Raw genomic sequence first — 18,710 nt, 5'->3', positions numbered from 1 at the left:
GTAATCGTCGGAATCAGAACGTTCCGATTTTTCATAACCGAGGTGGTCATCCATCTCAGCCTCCATCATCTCTTTCAGGGTACTTCCCAGAAGGTCTTTCAGGGCCTCCTGGATGTCCTCAGCAGTCTGGATGTCATACTCCTCCAACAACTGATGGACAATGTTCCTTTTGCCCTCCGTCATAACTACCTTGTGTACAGGTTGCTTTTCTCTTCTCGCCATAATAATAGGCCTGCTTATGATAATAGATTTTATCATAGAAGACCTACTGCTTGATAGCTATTTACAGAAAAACTTTCATACTCCCCAGTTGCAAATAAATACTCCTGTCTCTTTGCATCCCCTTTCCATTTTACGTTTTATTAATCCGCACCGTCTGTTTTTCAAAATCGAAATCCTCTGGTGTGAGGGCAAGCAGCTCGCCATCCCGGATTCCGGTCCAGTACAGCATTTCAAAAGCGTAATAAGATCTGGGCTTGCCCATCATAGTCTAAGCATGTTTCAGATATTGTTCCTTTGTCCAGAACTTGATTTCCTTCGGAACCTCTTTTCCCATGCTCCCCGTTGAGCTTGGCGAGCTTTTGGGGTTCCTCGGAAAGACTTCGGATGTTCGTGTGGCACAGTATGAAACAGAAGCCAGAACTCCCAAAGCTGACCTGATCAAAAAAATGGCACAGATCTTCGATATCAGCCCAAGAGCAATCAATGTTCCGGACATTGACTCCTATCTTGGTCTTATGCACACCCTCTTTGCACTGGAAGATATGTATGGAATCAAAATCGGAGAAATCGAAGGAGAACTCTCTCTCCGCCTTGACCAGGAACACAAGAAATATCAGCATCTGTTCACACCTTTTCTTGCATGGCAGCAAATGGCTGCAAAACTGGAATCCGGAGAAATCAGCCAGAAATAACTTCGTGTATCATTGCCCCTCTTTAAGCGAGCTTAATCGGTGCATGATCCACTCAGTTGCTGTTCGGATTGTTGCCAAATCGTTGCCAAAACTTAACGGATTTTGTTTGGAATCCGCATAAATACTAGGCTTATTTTTGCAAAATCCTATTCGAACTCGCAAAGTTTTTTATTTTAATCTTGTTTTTCTATATTTATCTATACCACTCCGTATAGATATTACTCGTATTCCTCACACTATTTTTCTTTATTGTTATGGTATCCGGTGGCTTGCACCCTCCTTTGCAAACCGGTACTACCAATCAAAGAATAATGAGAAAATGGTTTACCAATCCATGTGTATATTATGACTCTGATTTGAGAAATTTGCGTTCACTTTTTTATGATAAACATCCGCATATTTAACCGTAACAATAGTCGCTACTGTTTTCCGCAACATTTCTTATACTTTTTGCCACTTCCACATGGACAGGGATCATTTGGATATATTTTTTTCTCTTTTACAACCGGAATCTGTTTTGGTGCCGTAAATTCATCAAAAATTTCATCTTCATCCATTTCCCATTTTTTAATCGAGTTCTCGAATGTGTCTAACTGCTGCTGATACCATTTGCTTTCGTTTTCTTTTCCGACATAATCGGCTAATTGCCGCGCACGCATAAAGAGAATCGAATTATCCACGTAACACGAAACACCCCATGTCACTTTTCTTACCACTTCATACGCTTTCTCTGCATCTCCATTTTCAAAAAGAATCCAGCTAAAGCTATTGGTTCCATTTACGTTTTGCGAGTCATCCATCAGCCAATTTTCATAATATTCATATGCCTCCGCTGTTTTTCCTTCCCGAAAAAGGGATTCGCCAATGCCGCACCGAAAACAGCTGTCGTCTTCGTCTTGCCAATCAAACATCTCCAATATCTTTTGGCAGAACGCAATTCTTTCCCCATATTTTCCTGCATTTCCCAGTTCCATCTCATAGTCCTGAAGCCAGCCGTCAATCGGATATACATAATCCTGTGACTCCATCAGACCATAAAGTGTCTCTGTTTCCGGAACCTGTTTCATAACAGATTCAAAAATATCCCACGCTTCCTGCCAAAAACACAGGCCTTCTGCTGCCTTTTGTTCTTCAAAAGATTCATATCCTTTTTGAACCAACTCATCCCACTTATCCCATTCCGTTCTTATGTGATGATCGTCCTCATAATCAATACTTTGCCTTAACATCTCCTCAAGGCTGCTTTTATACTTTTCTTCATCAAAAGCCTGTCCCTTTTTCAAAATATCATAAATTTCTGTAAGTACAACTGCTCCGATTTTATCCTTTGCTTCTGACTTTGAATACCCGGCATCCAACAGTTTGTCATATGTATTCTTCGTGCATGGAGGATCGTTTGCTTTTAACTGATTATCCACCACCTCCAAAATGCTCTTCTTCAGTCTTAAATTCGCCACTATTTTACCGTCCTTTCCAAAAGTATTTTTATCAGTTATGCTTTAAAACTTCCAATGCCCTTAATAGTAATTTTTTTCTCCTGTGTTCTTCCAAAAATGTCTTATATCCGGCATTCCATTAATGGTATCGTAATTTAAGACGAAAAAGCAGAATATGCCAAAAAAGTTGGCAACTTACCATGCAGGTGGATTGGTTGAAAAAAATCTGAAGAAACGCTTGGACCTGACTATGAGAGTAAATTTAGTCCGAAACCTTTCGGTAAAGAACTCCCTGTCAAAACAGGGGCTGCTCTTCTTGATATCAACCGCACTAGCGTGTATTACAGCGGGACACCCGTATCTCATGAGGAATTAGACTGCAAAGCGCTCATAGACCGTTTACATACGGATAATCCAGCCTGGGGTGCCCGACAGATGTCTTCACAGTTGAAAATGCGTGGTCATAAAATCGGGCGCCGAAAAATTCTGCTATCAACTGTCAGACTCCAGCGTCCCGCTACTATCCGGCACTGTTGATTGATTATGCGGCTTAGGGATAGCATTCTTCCCCCTCCTCAACTACATATCATAGTCTTTTGGTTCTGAGCCAAATGTAACCTTGCATACAGATAATTTGCCCTCTGATATGCGTTCAAAAACGCCTACCCAAAATGGTTCCTCAAAAAATACTGTCAGTCTGCCCGAAACTTTGTCCATGACAATTCCTCCTTAAAATGATTGTAATGAACAAAGAACGGACGACCCTAAGGAGGGAGGGCTACTTACACCAAATCGGTGCGACTGGAGTACCTACCAGTTCTGCAAGGTTGCCTTGCGTTGTGTTTTTATCTTTGCCCCTATATATTACCACATAAGCGCCCATTTTTCCACAAAAATATGGCAATCCACATATAACTGCAAACTGCCATATTATCATTTCCCTTATCTGTTTTAACTTACATGGTGCTAGCACCATGTAAAATTTTCTCCCTTTTGCACAAAAATCAGAAGTCCTTCTTTTTCACGGGGCGGATCGCCTTGGGCTGGTCGATAGAAAGCCCCTCCAGGAGCCAGCGGTATTCCTGCCGGGTAAGGTTCCTTACTTGGGAGGAATTCCTTGGCCACTGGAAACGGCCGTTATCCAGTCTTTTATACAGAAGGCAGAAGCCGTCTTTTTCAAAATGCAGTGCCTTATTCGGTCACAGCGTCTCCCACAAAAAAGAAACAGGGAATTGCTGTAGGGATCCATTTCATAGGTATCCCGGATGATGGCCATCAATCCATTAAAGCCATCTAAAGAGGGAATTAGCAATAACGTATCTATATATCTACTAATAGGTTCAATCCTATCGTCACAATTAATTTGAGTGATTTTATCTAAAATTGAGTCTTTAAAATACCGTGTAGTTTTATTACTCCAATTATAGATTGGACATTTTCTAATTTCTCTTTCAAATAATGCAGATAAGACTAAAGCACAGCTAAAAAACAGCTTCTTATCAAATAATTTTTCGGCTTCAATCCACCAATTATTTTTCTCAACTTCAAATCGCGCATATCCCCTTATATGATTCAATAACTGATAATTATTGTGCACAAAAATAATCTTTTATCTTTTCTTTTTTCCCATTTTGCAACAACTTATACCATGTATCATACCAAGTTTCCTCATTATTAGGTTCCCAAAAAGGAGAGATAACCCACCCATTTTGCCCTAATTCTCTACATTTATTCCGTATTTTATTTGAAACATTATTTGAAAAATCTGTATCTATCCCCACATCTGCCAAAAATTCATTTTGCTTTTCCACTCGATCCGTGCCATTAATACCTATGACTTTTCTCGCTTTCTGCTCAATCTCTCTGGCAGTATGCTCACTCGTCAACATCAGATGATTCCCAGCGATTGTATATTCCCGTTCTATGTATTCCTCTGTTATCGGAAACATATCCTGTATCAGAAATGCGCTCTCCCGGCTGTCATCCAGTTTGACGATATGGAGAATATCGCAGGGTTTCCCGGCTTTTACTTTTTTCTCCATAATCCGTCTGTATTTATCAATGCGGCTGGACAATGGTATCATCCAGTATATCCCGGTACTTGAATCTTCAAAGCAATAATAATGCGGTCTGTTTCCCGCCTTATTCCCTTTGAGATATGGGTCTGGCATATCCTCAAAATTTGTCCTTGATAATATAAAAGCCTGTTTTCTTCATTTGCCTGTCCTCATTATGGAAAAAGTCCCCCACCTTGCGGCGAAGGACTATACTTTCAACCCAACCATTTATATACCGCATATCGGTCAGCGGTAAACTTTCAACCCGACCATTTATATACCACATATCGGTCAGTGGTAAACTTTCTTTGTACCTACATTCTAGCAAGTGCAAAGAGGAAAGTCAATAAGGCTTTCCATTAAAATTTTATGCAAATAGCCGCTAATTATTCCCGTTACGCAACAAAAACCGCATTTGAGTAATAAAGGTATAAAGTATCACCAACGCCATTTTTGCACTCTCAAACCCTTATAAAATAAGCATTCCAGATACCCTAAAGCGTAACAATAGACAATATGCAACTTAATTGAGAAAAGCCGGGGCAGGCGTTACCTGCCCCTATGCTTTTCTTTCCTTTTCTGCTGTTTCAGTTCAAACTGCCGCTGTTTCTCTGCTTCCCGTTGCTCCCGGCTCACAGTCTTGCGTTCAGTTTTCAACTGCTCCTGCTGTAATTTCAAAGCCTATTGCGATTTTGTGCCTATCCCGGTGTTCTGCACCTGTTTCCGCACTTCCCGCTGTACCCGTTTCGGATTGCGAGCAACTTCCATCAGTTGCCACAGCCAGACTAAATTTCAGCCGATAGTAATTTTTCAGAACAAAATCGTATATCTCATAGTCCTTTGGTTCTGCTCCAAATGTGATTTTGCACACAGATAACTTTCCCTCCGATATTCGTTCAAACACGCCTATCCAGAATGGTTCTTCAAAAAATACTGTCAGTCTGCCCGCTATTTTGTCCATGACAATTCCTCCTTGAAAATTGTAATGCACAAAGAACGGACGACCCAAGGAGGGAGGGCTACTTACACCAAATCGGTGCGACTGGACTACCTACCAGTTCTACAAGATTACCTCGCGTTGTGTTTTTATCTTTGCTCCTATATGTTACCACATAAATGTCCATTTTTCCATAAAAATGTGGCAATCCGCTTATTAGTGCAAACTGCCACATTATCACACTTTTCTTATTTGTTTTAACTGACACGGTGCTGACATCATGTTCAAATCAAAATCATTACTAAGAAAGCTATTGTCCTATCTTCCTCACAAACCGAATTTGCGGCATTCTTAAATAAGTTCTAACGCTTTTTTATACAATGGGTCTAATTCACACCCACAACTTCCACATTCTTTATCAGCCTGTTTAATTGCTGATACTAGATAAAGACCATGACAACACAGGTATCGCAGTTTAAACTTGTATTGGAGAAGAATGAGGGAAATTGGAAGATTGTTAAATAAGTCAAGACTGATAAATTATCAAATGATTAAATATTGACAACAGTAAAATATATGATATTATATAAAATATAATTATATTATTTAAATATATTGTGTTTTTATCATTATTGATGGAGTTCAATATAAGGAGGAGATTTGATTGTTTGATTTTAAAATGCCGAGATATGTAACTTTTATAATTATACCATTGGCTTTCAGTACGATTGCTGTTGGATGTTCAAATACTGAAAAACTTAAACAGGAGCAATTAGCGACAGCAATAAATAGTACAGGAAAAACTGAGGTACATACATCAGAACCACCATCAAATTTTAATATGCAGGCCACTCCTGCCAGGTTGTCTGTAAATACAAAGATTGCAACCGACATGCCGGTTTTAGACTTTGCGGATGACAACATTATTATAATGCATGATTATTTTGGGTTATTTATTTACAATCTGAACACTGGTGAAATAGAGGATAGTATTGACTTACAGGCATTAGGATATGATTTTAGTAATGATTCTTCCTGTAGGATATCAGTCAGTCCAAATGCTGACACTATATGGATATGGTCTGTATCCTCTGAGCTTCCATATGAATATGACCGTATATCCAGAAAATTAACCGTAACAAACGATGTTTCTGAAAAAAACATATTTGAAGACTTTGTTTTAACAAAAGACATCCCACCTGAGCAACTATCTGTAAAGCCATATCGTTGTAGTAAAAAATCAGTTTTATTTACTGACGGGAGTTATGGCATATTGAATGTTAGAAATGAAAAAATTACAGGAATATCATATATTAGAGACGGCAAGGAGTGGGTATTATTCAGCGACAAAAATTGTACTATGCCGGAACTTTCAAGACAAGACGATTTTTTTTATGAACAATTCGTTAATGAGGGGGCAAAGTCGGCCTCTTCGTTAATATTCTCTTATTGTACTATGATAAATTATGGTGAATATGCCGGTATTTGTGCATTATCTGAAGGTATAGAATATTCGGAAGAATTACAAAAAGAGTGGAATGCTCTGCAATTAACTGCAAGTAGTGAAGAAATAAAGACCACGAATGATAAAGCCTGTTTTAAAGTGTATATCATATCCTCTGATTCATCACCAAATAGCAGTTTGCTTCAAGGTACAAATGAAAAATATGTATACTTAAAAAAGGACTTGACAAATGGTTGGTATGTTGAAGGTTTTTGGAATGATACAGTTCCTAATGAGGAGTGGTGGAGTTGAATCAATCTGTTTGGGCATTTTTATGGTTTATAACCATTGGATGAAAAGAGAAAGAAATATTTATAACAACAGCATACCGTTGCATAAAATGGTGCATTTATTACATGAATTACGAGAGGAGGATAACGTACAAAGAGATGAAGGAGGAAGAAAATGAAACGTATTATAAGCCTTTTGCTTTCTACAATATGCACAGTTATGATGATTAGTACATTAGCTTTTGCCACTGAAACATCATTGGAAGATGCCGGGTCAACGGTTGTTCGCTTGAATAGGCGTGAATATGACACGCTTTATGTAAAAACAGATGGAGGAAATCTAAATGTACGTTCAGGAGCAGGTACAGAGTATGCAATCGTTGGAAAACTTGCCAACGGAACCAAAATTGATGGATGGAGTATTTTCGGCAGGGTTGACAGTGAGGGACGTTCCTGGACAAATATCACGGCAAAAGATATCAATGGAAAGTCAGTTACAGGCTGGGTTTTAGATGATTATCTTACAGCCACGCCGCCTTCACGTGCTGTTCCTGTTGGGATTGGTCCTGATGTTGGTTAGTTTGCATAAGTAACTGTTAAAATAGTACTTTCTCTCGTAAAAAGAATTCAGACAAAATGCACCATAAAAAAGAAATTGTGGGAGATTCCTTATCTAAAGGGGTCTCCCCTTTTCGTCTTCATATTACTATAAAAATATGGAATCACAAAAGAGATAAGATTAATGGATTAATATGTAGTCCAAAGATTTTTAATATTATGAACAGATTATGTATTAACAAAAATACGAATATATGGTATTATATAAATATAATTATATTAACAAATACGCAGAAAGGAGGGGAATTTATGGCTAGACCTGCCGAAGCACCTTTAGATTATCTGGGTGGAAAGAAAAAACTTTCTGCTACAGAGTTTGAATTTATGAAATTTATTTGGAAACATCCGGAAGGTGTCAGTAGTGAGGAAATCTATCAGGCATTTCCGCAAGCAAGAGGTACAAAAAGTACGATTTTGTATCATCTTTCTGAAAAGGGCTATGTTGATAAAAAGCAAAGTGGACTTCATCATTTCTATACGGTTTTAGTCACACAGGAAGAATATGAGCAGGCATTACTTCGACAACAGATTGAGGGGGTACTGGGTAATACTTCCTTTGAGCGCCTAGTTGCTGCCTTCTGTGGAAAGGCATTGTCAAAAGCACAGATAGAAAAAACCAGAAATCTTTTAAAGGAGCTGGAAGATGAGCTGGAAGATAAGTGACATTTTGGCACTATTAGTAACGATTTTTGTCTCATTGAATATTTTAATATCGGTTATATCCCTTTCCGGAAAACATCTGGAAAGAAGAATGGACATGGGTCATTTAAGTTTGTTTTTAAAAATGGTTGTAGTATTCAGTGCCTTTGGTATGCCGGTATTGGCCGGTTTAATTTTGTATAAATTCGTTTTTGGGGAAAGAATTTATTTGGTCAGTGATGATTTGCTTTATATGGATACCATTCACAAAAGTTCAATTAGCTACGGAACACCTTGGGGAAATCACTGGATATCTCTGCTACTTTTTCTCGTCTGGTTTTTTGGATTTATCTATTATGGTATCTTCAAATATGCAAAGGACAGAAGGATTCTCAAAAAACTGGAAAAATGCAGTAAGTATACTCAGGATAAACTTCTAATAGAGATAAAAAGAGAGGTAATGGATGAATTAGGTCTGAAGGGTCCGGTGTTGTTATTATCGAATGGTATAATCAAGTCTCCTTTTATGACAGGAATATTTGAACAGAAAATTTTCTTGCCGGAGAGTAATTACACGCAGAAAGAGTGGGGATTGCTGTTAAAGCATGAGTTGGTTCACTGCAAAAATCAGGATTATTTTTTTCGCAGACTTGTGTTTATTTTATGCGCTCTGCATTGGTTTAATCCGCTTATTTACAGACTAACAGATTATTTTGTTGAAGTAAATGAAATGGCCTGCGATGAGAAAGTGCTTAATCGTCAGCCCGTCAAAAGACATACTATGTATGCGGAACTAATTTTACAAATACAGGAAAAAGAGCTTGGTTTAGCTACGGTGTCGCTTACCGGCCATACGGTAAACGGTTTGGAAAGGAGAATCAGAAATATCATGAAAAAGACTGAAAAAACAAAGAGAATATCATTTGCTGTGTTGGTAATGTCAATGGTTTTGATGTGTCCCCTTACAGTGTTTGCTGCTTCTTGGGGTATGTCAAATTTACAGGATTTAGTGGTAAAGAAACTTTGGATTACGGAAGTTGAAGTCCAGCAGGAATCTACAGAATTGCCTGAGAAGACGGAATTTCACTATTCGGAAGATGTAATAGAATACCCGATGCAGATAAATCCAAAGGGAGTAACGTCAATTGATATAACGATTGATGGAAAAAATGTGAAGTATGGAGATAGTCTTTCTTTGACCTCAGGTAATAAAGTGGCCTTTATACTACAATCAGATAGTAGTTCTGACAGTTTTAAGGCGGGACTTGAGGATTCCAAAGGCAAGAGAATATATGTTCAGACTTCTAAAGGATGGATTGACCATACATTTTCAATCGAGCAATCTGGAAGCTATAAAATATTCTTGGAGGGTACTACGTCAAAGAGCATACATGTTACCGGAAGCATAACTATATTAAAATAAACAGTCTCAATATAATGCCATTGAAAGTATGTCTCCTGAGGTAGCGGCTAGAGAAAAGAGGTGGATTCCAATGGGGAATTACAAATAGAGTAGTGTCTATTAAAAATTTTCGATTTTTATTTCAATATTTTTAATGGTTTGTTTACCTATAAGTGCATATGCAGATACTTTTTCAGTTCAGATGGTCCTCACCGATGGGAGACATCTTGATTTTGTTGATGACAGCAATCCAAATTATGAGGCGATAATCATTAATGCCGATGTAAGAGGAAGCGGTAAAGCGGTACATATCGAGGTGATTTTGATATGACCGGTGGGATTTATACGAAGCAAAACTGGGTAGTTTCAGATACGCCTACTTCCATTTCTTTTTATTCTGTGGGTCTTTCACATATCCGTAGGGCGGATTGCTGGCGATATGTTCCCCGGCTTCCCCACGCATTTTGACGACTGCCCGGATTTTTTTGCTTGTGTCTTTAGCGTAATAATCGTTGAATACATTTTTGAACACAGCGAAGTCGTTTTCGCCCTTTGCGCTGTCCACATCATCGTTGATGGCGATAAAACGGACGTCATAGGCGGGGAAAATGAAATCCTGCAAACGCCCCATATAGGAATACTCCCGGCCAAGGCGGGAGAGGTCTTTGACAATCAGGGTGGAAACAGAATAGTCCTCCACATATTTCATCATTTCCTGAAAGCCGGGTCTCTGAAAATTCGTTCCTGAGAAACCGTCGTCCACGAAAAACATAGGATTGCGGAATCCATGTTCCGCCGCATATTTGGACAATAGCGACTTTTGGTTGGTAATGGAATTACTCTCCCCATCGAGAGCATCGTCCTGGCTTAAACGGCAATATAACGCTGTGATTTTATCTGGCTGTTGGTTCATAGTAGCTCCTTTCCTTCCGTGTATCGGGATAGCAGCCAGGTAAACGGTTGCCTATATTATAACGCGCCGTTCCTCTTTTATCAGTAGCTTTCATTCGGTTTCCTCCAAATTTCCTGCCATGATACGGCGCAGCTTGTCCAGTACGCTTTCTGCGTCTCCCTCTGCGTAATGGGGAATGGTGTGGTAGACGGTATTCCTTTCAACGGCAATCATTTCTTCTGTGCTGAAATCAAACTCGAAAACGCCGTCTTTGAAATGCTCCGCCACACGCTCGGCAATTTCCGGTTTCAGATTTTTGGGAAGTTCGCTTAAATCCGCAGGCTTACGCAATCCCATCACGCTCCTTCCTTACAGGCAAAATATTCAGCGTAATGACCGCCGGACGGCCAAGTCCCTGCTTTTTGCGGATGATCAGGCCGCTGCGTTCTAATTCCTGAAACGCTCTGGTCGCCACCTGCCGGCTCCTATGCAGTTTTTCTTTGGCCTCCTCCAATGTGAAGTAAAGGCGAATCCGCCCGTCCGGTTCTATGTATCCGTTTTCTCTGGAAATGCCCGCCCGGTCTAAGAGCATGGCATACAGTACCTTTGCGTCATTGGATAAGTCCATCGGCACCAGAAACCGGGGGAAGGGCAGATAGGGCGGTACGCCGCTGTCCTCCTTGTAAGGCGTCAAAATATAATTTTGCATCATGTACTCCTTTCCATCAATCCATCCCTGATTGATTGGATTGATATTGACTATCTTGTTATTAACTTCTTCTCTTTAATTTCCGTCTAAATATGGGCTGTCAAAACTGTCTGGAAATCCGGCGCCGGAAAGAGAGGAACAGGGCTGCCCGGAGCGTCAGGTTTTCCAGTCTCTGAAAATCCAGTATTGGAGAATCCCATATAGGCGGACATGGCAAAAGCGATAAACTGGCAGAATCGAAATCAATACCTGAATGGGAAAATCCCGTTTAGGTCAAAATCGTCCTGCGGACAGTTAAAAGCAAGTTTTAGAGAGGTATAAGGGATTTATCCCACATACCCGCTGACCGTAGCTTGAAACACCAGCAGATTCAAGGCTTTTTCGCTTCTAATTGTCCGCATGGGAACCTCCTTTTCCTGTCGCTGGCTGTTTTCTGTCTGCGGTGGACTTTCTTTGCGCAGAGTTTACAGTATTTCGCCCGGTTGGAACCGGGGAGGAATGATTGGCCGCAGACCACGCAGCGTTTTAATTCCCCCGAAACAGCAGCACCGTTTCCAGCGATCCGTCCAGCGGCAGGACAGCTCGGCGGAACCATTTGCAGAGAAGCGAATAAGAAATACTCTGGACGCAGACACATTCCTCCCCATCGTCCAGAAGAATACAGTTTCCGTTATCGTAGTTGCAACATTTATGTACTAACTTATGCATCTGGCGGTACTGCGGATAATTCATAACCGGAATCTGATCGTGGATAAAAACACCTCCTTCCTGACCGTAAAAAATGTCCCTCTACTATACAGTTCATTTTTGAGGGTAAATAGGACGGTCAATTTTGCACAAAAATATCTTTCTACTATTCAGTTCATTTTTGGGGCAAAATGACGGGGGTATTTTGCAAATTTCACAAAAAATTCATAATTGCCGTGTGCGGGTAAGCGGTTATAAAATATCCCCTCATATATCCGTTCATTTTTTAGCGGAAAGTTGCCGTCTGCATGAAAATTTGTCAAAAAAATTCCGCCGCAGTTGTTCCTACGACGGATTTTTATGGAGCAGGCAGATGTTCAAATTTATAACCAATTCCAGAAACACTCTCGATATAATTTGGCAGATTGGGTTCAAATCTTAGTTTCTTCCGAAGTTTGCTCACATGGTTATGGATTGCTTTTCTCGAATAGAAATTATAATCCTCTTTCCAGACTATATCGGTAATGAATTCATAAGTAAAAACACGCTTCGGATTGGCAGCCAGTAATGCCAGTATGTCAAATTCTTTGCCTGTCAGGGAGATAACCCGCTCCCGGACTCTTACAATACGGTGCTCCAGACAAAGATAAAGTTCTCCTTCCTGTATTTCTGTCAGGGCATTTTTTATTATTTGGGGTGAAGCATGATAGGGATTGCGAACAAATTCAGAATCATTTTCCTGCTCTAAAATATATTGCGCCAGTTCTTTTTTCTGTTCCGCATCAAGAAGCATAAACAGCTTTTCTCCTATTTGCCTGCCGGATTCTGCTAAATCAAAAACAGCTAATGTCCCATCACATCATCACCTCCAATGTTTTGTTATACATTTTTTAGACAATCTGGAAATTAAGAACCGACGCGACAGCGACGGTTCTTAAATCAATCTCAAACCGCAACTCTATTATGCCACCTGATGTTTGCAATAGGAATGAAGTGCCAAGAACATAAACACGAATACTTCAATTCCTGCTGAAATCAAAATAACATAAGGTGTCCAGAAACTCATTCCACCGATATGCAGATAATTGAAATTCGCAAGCTGATAAAGGAAGTTGTTCTGCATACCAATTCCGGCAGATGGCAGTATGGTAAAAAGCCATGTTGCACCACCCATCGCTGCATAAGCAAAAAGCGGCATAAGAAGAACTACAATAGAAATCAGCAAAACTGTCAATGTATCTTTGCACTTTGCAGACAGGAATAGTGTACAGCTAACTGTTGCTAATACTGAGAGCAAGCCTGCTGCGGCAAGAATAATCTGCAACTGTCCTAGGTTGATGTTTGGCAGGTTGATGATAGAGTATAGCATTTGGAACGATGTTTTTAAGCAGTCCATCCCGAACGCTACGTTCAAAATCAGAATGTGTACCGTAATCCCAACAAGGAAAGTAACAATGAAAAGCGTAAATGCCGCCAAAATTTTGGTGACTGCCAATCGTGTACGCCCATGCTTGGTGGTTCGCAGAATACTGTCACCGCCCGTTTGGTATTCTCCGGCGAAAGTAGGCGCTGCGATTGCCACGCACAGAATAGCAAGGAACAAAATATAAAACTCAATATAATCAAATGCATCCTTAGAAATTCCAGAGTGCAGATAAAATGGCTTATCAAGTTCTGAATATTTTTCAAGAGCCTTTTGCTGTGCGGTTTCATATTCTCTTTGTTCATTCCGCATAACATCACGCAAATGTTCCGCGCATTTTTCATAGTAGGTTTGGTCGATGGCATTTGGGTCAATATCCATCAAATCGGCACCAATACCTGTTGATGGATCGGCAAACACTTCGGATAGACTTTTCAGTAAAGGGCGGATTGGAACAATTTTTTCAATATTCACCGACAGCGGAAAGCCCTCTTCCTCAACCGGCCCATATTCCTGAACGTAGCTTTGATAAGTTTCCAAAGCTGTCTTGATCCTATCTGGGGTCACTTCACCGGAGGATGTTTCGTATAAACCTCGTTTGTATTCGATAGCAGCCAAGCCATCCAATTCTGTAACAGTCCCATCTTCATTTGGGCGGTTGATACCCTCAAATGAAATAGGCAGGTATGCCATAGCTACGGAAAGCAGAAGCGCAATCACAAGTAAAATCAGAGTACGCCGTGATTTCAAAATACGTTTTAATTCAAGTCTAAAAAGTCGCATATTATCTGTCCTCCTTTTCCAAGTCTGTCTGAGGGAATAGCCACAGATACAGATCTTCCAAGCGTGGTTCCATTGTAACAGAACCTTCAATTTCCGAATGTTCGGACAGATAACGAATGGAAACTTGATTGTGATCCTCTCCGCGCTGATTGATGATTCGCAGCCGCATTTCACATTCCGGCAGCTTTGATGCCGGAATTGTGCAATTCCAGACCTTGCCCTCAATTTGCTTGACAAGCTCCGTAGTAGTTCCTACGTCAACAATTTCTCCGGCTTTCATAATCGCATTGCGCGTGGAAATATATTCTATATCAGATACGATATGGGTGGAGATCAACACAATCCGATCATGCGAAAACTCGGAAATGAAGTTTCGCAAGCGAACACGTTCTCCGGGGTCAAGTCCTGCGGTCGGTTCGTCCATAACAAGTATCTCTGGATCGTTCAACATAGCCTGCGCAATACCAACACGCCGCTTCATACCACCGGACAGATTAGAGATTTTTTTCCTTTTCACATCGGAGAGCGAAAGAATTTCCAACAGATGATTGATCTTTTGGGTGGCTGCTCTCGTCGGAATATCTTTTAGAGCAGCCATATACTCCAAATAGTCCTTTACTGTGAAATCCCGGTGATACCCGAAGTCTTGCGGCAGAAAGCCAAACTTATTTCGATAGGCTTCCCCTAATTCTCGAATGTCTTTCCCGTCATAGTAAACCGTTCCGCTGGTTGGTGTCATAATATCAGCAATCATGCGCATGAGAGTAGTCTTTCCTGCGCCATTCGCCCCCAAAAGCCCCCAGACGCCGGGGGTCAGGGTCAGATTGACATCGTTCACAGCGGTTTTGTCTTTGAACTGTTTGCTTAAATGTTCTATTTTCAGTTCCATACCTACACTCCTTTCTTTTGCTTCGGCTGAACAATGAAAAGCCCTTGTTCGATAATCATTGTACCAAACAAGGGCTTTTCAATCTCAAAAATCACACGCTTAAATTCCTAAGCAATTCCTAAGATCATGTTCTAATTTTCTTAAGTGGAGATAGGCAACGTAATCACAAAATCTATGGTTTCGTTTTGGCTGGATGCAGTAATCGTTCCACCGTGTAAATGTATAATCTCTTCCGCAATAGAAAGTCCAAGTCCCACACCGCCTGTATTGGAAAGCCGGGCCTCATCCAACCGATTGAATTTCTCAAATATGCTGTTAAGCTGCTCCTGCGGAATTGTTTTCCCGCGATTTTCAAAAGTAATCTGAATATCATGCTCTAACCGTTTGGCCGATATAGTGATCTCTGTCTGCGGATAGCTATACGAAGCAGCATTTCGTAAAAGATTGCTGAAAACCCTCGCCAGTTTTTCGGGATCAGCGTTCACAGATAAGTTGTCCTCCGCAGTAAATACCGCCGTGTTGCCATTTGCAGAGAGTGTCGGATATACTTCATCAATCACCTGTGCAATTAAACAATGCAAGTCCACATTCTCTTTTTTGATAATGACCGTATGTGCATTGTATTTTGTAATTTCAAAAAGCTCATTGATGAGTTTTTCAAGACGCTCCGCCTTGTCCAACGCGACCTTAACATACTTTTCTTTTTGTTGTTCAGGCATATCCGGGGCTTCATGGAGTAAACTCAAATAGCCGATCACCGTTGTCAGCGGGGTGCGTATATCATGTGCCAGATACATGACAATTTCATTTTTCTTTTCCTCTGCCTGTTTTGCAGCCTGCTTACTCAACAGAACGGACATTTTGATTTGATTTAGCTGTTCTTCTAACTCTTTCAACGGGTCAGACAAGGCTACTGTATGGTCGTTCTGCTCATAAACCGTTTGGGTTGCCGTAATTACTTCATCCAGATACCCCCATGGTTTTTTCCAAAAATATTTGAAGATACACACAAAGCCTATCATCAAATAGGTAACAAAAAGCGCATCAATCCGCCAGTAGAGCCATGCCAAAATACCGTTGTCGAATTTTGAAAAGATGTAATTCAGCAGGATTGTCAAACTATATCCCACAACGGTATAAATCAGCAACGACAGGTATAGACGCACTCTAAGACGCTTTTCTGTCGCAATTTCTTTATTCGGCATAAATACACCTCCTACCGATTGGCAAACAGGATAAATCCAAGCAGTCCAATCACAATGGCGCTTACAATGACCGCCAGAACAGAAAACAACCTGTTTGTTTTAGCCCTATCCCCAAGTAACCGAACTATCATCGAATATACGACAAGTCCTAAGAGGCCGCCTGCCGTATTTGTGAGTATATCGGTAATATCAGACCGTCCGATTGCTAAAACATATTGCGTGGTTTCCAGCAATAAACTTGTTCCGGCAATCACCATTATCTTAGCGTAAAATTTTGCTTTAGACAGTAGCATTTGGAGATAGATACCCATAGGCATGAAAATCAAAACATTTTCAAGCACCTCTGTTAAGTGAAATGCCGCTCCAATTTTCTTATCATAATGAAATGGTATGATGTTCACACTTCTTATCTTGTCCAAATCGCTGATTGAGAATTGCAATTTGAACAATATGATCCAGACCAAGAGTGCCAGATAAATTAAAAACAAAATAACTGCCAAGTAAGTTGATCTTCTTTTCATAACGTTCTCCTTTCGCTTAAATTTTGTAGCCGACACCCCAAATCGTTTTAATATACTGGGGAGTATCGGAAGTGTCATTCAGTTTCTCGCGCAGATGCCGAATATGCACGGTAATCGTGCTGCTGTTTTTAGAATAATATTCATCCTTCCATACCGCATGAAACAAATCCTCAATGCTTACAACATTTCCGGCGCTTGCCAAAAGAACGTGGAGGATAGAAAATTCCGTTGGGGTCAGAGAAACAAGTTCACCGTCTAACAGACATTCGTGGGTCTGCACATTCAAGCGTAATTTGTTGTATGAAAGCTCTGATGGAACTTTTTCTGTGATTGTGCCAGGTGAATATTTTTTGTAACGTCTCAACTGTGCTTTCACTCTGGCAACTACTTCAAGCGGGCGAAACGGCTTTGTCACATAATCATCTGCTCCCAATGTCAGACCTGTGATTTTATCCGTTTCTTCGATTTTGGCCGTTAGCATGATGATCGGATAAGTATACTTTTCGCGGATAAGCTGGCAGAGCGAAAAGCCATTCATATCGGGAAGCATAATATCCAGAATGGCAAGATCAATGTCACCGTTTTCAATACACGACATGGCATCCGTTGCACAGTAAAATTTATAAACTATGTAGTTTTCGTTTTTTAGATAGACTTCCAACAAGTCTGCTATATCCTGCTCGTCATCTATAATCAAAATCTTTTCAGGCATATTTTCAACTCCTTTTTTCTCGTATATCCGATTAAGTATAGCAAATGCAGCATCTTAATTCCCAATGGATTGCATGAGAAAATATTAAGATTTTCCTAACATCCTATAACATCTGTTCCACGCATTTTCCATCAAGGCACAAAGTTCCTTGTTATCGTCTATAATCAAAACACTATTCATGTTTCAAAGTCCTCCCTTGTTTTGTCCTGCCGTCAACCGGCTTTTTTGCGTCCTTCGGTATCAACCATAATATTGCCATTTTTACAGCACCGGGAATCCGGTCTGCTGCACAGTAATAATTTATTTGACGGGCTGAAATGCCCCATTTTTCACTGGCTTCTTTGAGCGTCATATAATCCATATCTATACCTCCGACAGATTTTATTATATTTCGTTATCTCGAAGAATACAATAGATCGAAGGTAAACATTTCCTAAGTTTTCTACGATAATAAGAGGAAGTACAAATACTGGCAAGCAATGCATCTTTACGTAAAAGATGCCTACCAGGCAGAAATTTCGTTCCCGTAATTCCTGTCTGGTGCTTGTTGGTGACATGTCCCCAAACCCCTGAGATCATCACCTGCAGTGATGGCTGCGCGTTCCGTTGGAACGCTAAAAAATTGAAACCTAATATCTTGCAAAAATAAAAAATGCTATGCAATCAGTGAACCTTTTGCATAGCATTTTCTATTTTTCCGTTTACCTGACATAAGTCATAAGTTTTGTAATGTTTCCTTATGGGCTACTGCCATTTTTGCGCTCTCTTTTTATTTGCCTATAAATGCAAATACCATTTTGAATTGTTTTAAAATGCCATATGCTAGTACTACAGCGAACAGTAGCGTAAAATAAATTTCGGGTAATGGGAATTTATGTAAACCATAAAAAGGAATGAAAAGAAAGCACCCCTTGTGATAATATAGTTTTGCAAACATACACTCACAAAGAAAGGTGCTTTCCATGATTAACAGTATACAACATTTTATCGAAAAAGAAACCTATGAAATTGAAAAGACCATGAGGAAATTTGTGGAAGGAGCTCTTGATATTGATTCCTATGGGAAAGAACTTCAGGAAAGAAGCCTGAATCTGGCACGGAACATTCTGGTAGAGACACTGGAAACGATGGACCAGACCATAAAAAACAGTG

General features: G+C 40.2%; 18 protein-coding genes and 7 pseudogenes. 6 read left to right on the top strand and 19 right to left on the bottom strand.

Going from position 1 to position 18,710, the window contains the following annotated elements; genetic code table 11:
* Both G614_RS0121680 and G614_RS33075 read right to left on the bottom strand, forming a co-directional pair.
* The coding region (locus tag G614_RS0121680; RefSeq protein WP_420341539.1) for a transposase at positions 1 to 183 on the bottom strand (183 nt) is incomplete at its 3' end.
* 172 nt (positions 184 to 355) lie between these two features.
* Positions 356 to 562 (bottom strand): annotated as a pseudogene (locus G614_RS33075) (site-specific integrase); the annotation flags it as partial.
* On the opposite strand from G614_RS33075, the pseudogene G614_RS28425 reads away from it, so the two are divergent.
* Positions 555 to 911 (top strand): annotated as a pseudogene (locus G614_RS28425) (transcriptional regulator); the annotation flags it as partial. The pseudogenes G614_RS33075 and G614_RS28425 overlap by 8 nt on opposite strands.
* A 422-nt stretch (positions 912 to 1,333) precedes the next feature.
* Here the strand turns inward: G614_RS28425 and G614_RS35155 are convergent.
* The 6 genes and pseudogenes from G614_RS35155 to G614_RS28405 all read right to left on the bottom strand — a co-directional run.
* Positions 1,334 to 1,417: pseudogene (locus G614_RS35155) on the bottom strand (SEC-C metal-binding domain-containing protein); the annotation flags it as partial.
* Between the two features lie 1,515 nt (positions 1,418 to 2,932).
* Positions 2,933 to 3,067: pseudogene (locus tag G614_RS30590) on the bottom strand (YjdF family protein); the annotation flags it as partial.
* Positions 3,068 to 3,128: 61 nt separating this feature from the next.
* Positions 3,129 to 3,326, bottom strand: coding sequence for a hypothetical protein (locus G614_RS0121655; protein WP_027643605.1), 198 nt, complete (start codon positions 3,324 to 3,326; stop codon positions 3,129 to 3,131).
* 28 nt (positions 3,327 to 3,354) lie between these two features.
* Positions 3,355 to 3,599 (bottom strand): annotated as a pseudogene (gene tnpB, locus G614_RS35150) (IS66 family insertion sequence element accessory protein TnpB).
* A gap of 337 nt (positions 3,600 to 3,936) precedes the next feature.
* On the bottom strand, positions 3,937 to 4,521 hold the full coding sequence (gene cptIN / locus G614_RS33065) for a type III toxin-antitoxin system CptIN family toxin (RefSeq protein WP_420341538.1): 585 nt from the start codon (positions 4,519 to 4,521) through the stop codon (positions 3,937 to 3,939).
* 435 nt (positions 4,522 to 4,956) lie between these two features.
* Positions 4,957 to 5,368, bottom strand: a pseudogene (locus G614_RS28405) (YjdF family protein).
* Between the two features lie 640 nt (positions 5,369 to 6,008).
* Here G614_RS28405 and G614_RS0121630 point away from each other — a divergent pair.
* From G614_RS0121630 to G614_RS0121615, 4 genes are all read left to right on the top strand, one after another.
* The gene (locus tag G614_RS0121630; RefSeq protein ID WP_027643604.1) at positions 6,009 to 7,100 is read left to right on the top strand and encodes a hypothetical protein; all 1,092 of its coding nucleotides are present in this window, start codon (positions 6,009 to 6,011) and stop codon (positions 7,098 to 7,100) included.
* A gap of 153 nt (positions 7,101 to 7,253) precedes the next feature.
* Positions 7,254 to 7,658: an SH3 domain-containing protein gene (locus G614_RS0121625; RefSeq protein ID WP_027643603.1), complete on the top strand. Its 405-nt coding sequence runs from the start codon at positions 7,254 to 7,256 to the stop codon at positions 7,656 to 7,658.
* Between the two features lie 287 nt (positions 7,659 to 7,945).
* A complete protein-coding gene (locus G614_RS0121620) occupies positions 7,946 to 8,359 on the top strand; it encodes a BlaI/MecI/CopY family transcriptional regulator (RefSeq protein WP_027643602.1) in 414 nt (137 codons plus the stop codon).
* Complete coding sequence (locus tag G614_RS0121615) at positions 8,340 to 9,758, top strand: M56 family metallopeptidase (protein WP_027643601.1); 1,419 nt, start codon at positions 8,340 to 8,342, stop codon at positions 9,756 to 9,758. Before G614_RS0121620 ends, G614_RS0121615 begins: the two co-directional genes overlap by 20 nt.
* A gap of 355 nt (positions 9,759 to 10,113) precedes the next feature.
* On the opposite strand, the gene G614_RS0121610 is transcribed toward G614_RS0121615, so the two are convergent.
* From G614_RS0121610 to G614_RS0121550, 11 genes and pseudogenes are all read right to left on the bottom strand, one after another.
* Entirely contained in the window at positions 10,114 to 10,650 is a 537-nt protein-coding gene (locus G614_RS0121610; protein ID WP_027643600.1) for a recombinase family protein, read from the bottom strand.
* Positions 10,651 to 10,740: 90 nt separating this feature from the next.
* Positions 10,741 to 10,986: a hypothetical protein gene (locus tag G614_RS0121605; RefSeq protein ID WP_027643599.1), complete on the bottom strand. Its 246-nt coding sequence runs from the start codon at positions 10,984 to 10,986 to the stop codon at positions 10,741 to 10,743.
* Entirely contained in the window at positions 10,973 to 11,341 is a 369-nt protein-coding gene (locus tag G614_RS0121600; RefSeq protein ID WP_242828175.1) for a replication initiator protein A, read from the bottom strand. The genes G614_RS0121605 and G614_RS0121600 overlap by 14 nt, the downstream gene beginning before the upstream one ends.
* A 367-nt stretch (positions 11,342 to 11,708) precedes the next feature.
* A pseudogene (locus G614_RS28400) lies at positions 11,709 to 12,070 on the bottom strand (cysteine-rich VLP domain-containing protein).
* A 313-nt stretch (positions 12,071 to 12,383) separates the two neighbouring features.
* Positions 12,384 to 12,818 carry a winged helix-turn-helix domain-containing protein gene (locus G614_RS0121585; protein WP_044918521.1) on the bottom strand — a complete coding sequence of 145 codons (435 nt, stop codon included), beginning with the start codon at positions 12,816 to 12,818 and terminating at the stop codon, positions 12,384 to 12,386.
* A 168-nt stretch (positions 12,819 to 12,986) separates the two neighbouring features.
* Positions 12,987 to 14,231 (bottom strand): ABC transporter permease, encoded by a 1,245-nt coding sequence (locus G614_RS0121580; RefSeq protein WP_027643596.1) that lies wholly within the window; start codon positions 14,229 to 14,231, stop codon positions 12,987 to 12,989.
* A 1-nt stretch (position 14,232) separates the two neighbouring features.
* Positions 14,233 to 15,120: an ABC transporter ATP-binding protein gene (locus G614_RS0121575; RefSeq protein WP_027643595.1), complete on the bottom strand. Its 888-nt coding sequence runs from the start codon at positions 15,118 to 15,120 to the stop codon at positions 14,233 to 14,235.
* 140 nt (positions 15,121 to 15,260) lie between these two features.
* Positions 15,261 to 16,325, bottom strand: a complete 1,065-nt coding sequence (locus G614_RS0121565; RefSeq protein WP_027643594.1) for a sensor histidine kinase — start codon at positions 16,323 to 16,325, stop codon at positions 15,261 to 15,263.
* Between the two features lie 11 nt (positions 16,326 to 16,336).
* Positions 16,337 to 16,846: a VanZ family protein gene (locus tag G614_RS0121560; RefSeq protein ID WP_027643593.1), complete on the bottom strand. Its 510-nt coding sequence runs from the start codon at positions 16,844 to 16,846 to the stop codon at positions 16,337 to 16,339.
* A gap of 16 nt (positions 16,847 to 16,862) precedes the next feature.
* Positions 16,863 to 17,558, bottom strand: coding sequence for a response regulator transcription factor (locus G614_RS0121555; protein ID WP_027643592.1), 696 nt, complete (start codon positions 17,556 to 17,558; stop codon positions 16,863 to 16,865).
* A 172-nt stretch (positions 17,559 to 17,730) separates the two neighbouring features.
* Positions 17,731 to 17,919 (bottom strand): transposase, encoded by a 189-nt coding sequence (locus G614_RS0121550; RefSeq protein ID WP_027643591.1) that lies wholly within the window; start codon positions 17,917 to 17,919, stop codon positions 17,731 to 17,733.
* Between the two features lie 601 nt (positions 17,920 to 18,520).
* On the opposite strand from G614_RS0121550, the gene G614_RS28395 reads away from it, so the two are divergent.
* A partial coding sequence (locus G614_RS28395; protein WP_044918518.1) for a hypothetical protein occupies positions 18,521 to 18,710 on the top strand: 190 nt, incomplete at its 3' end.

It is taken from the genome of [Clostridium] clostridioforme AGR2157 (assembly GCF_000424325.1).
Classification (GTDB): Bacteria; Bacillota; Clostridia; order Lachnospirales; family Lachnospiraceae; genus Enterocloster; species Enterocloster clostridioformis_A.
The sequence above is the reverse complement of the archived record's forward strand: the minus strand, read 5'-3'. Positions and strand labels throughout refer to the sequence as shown.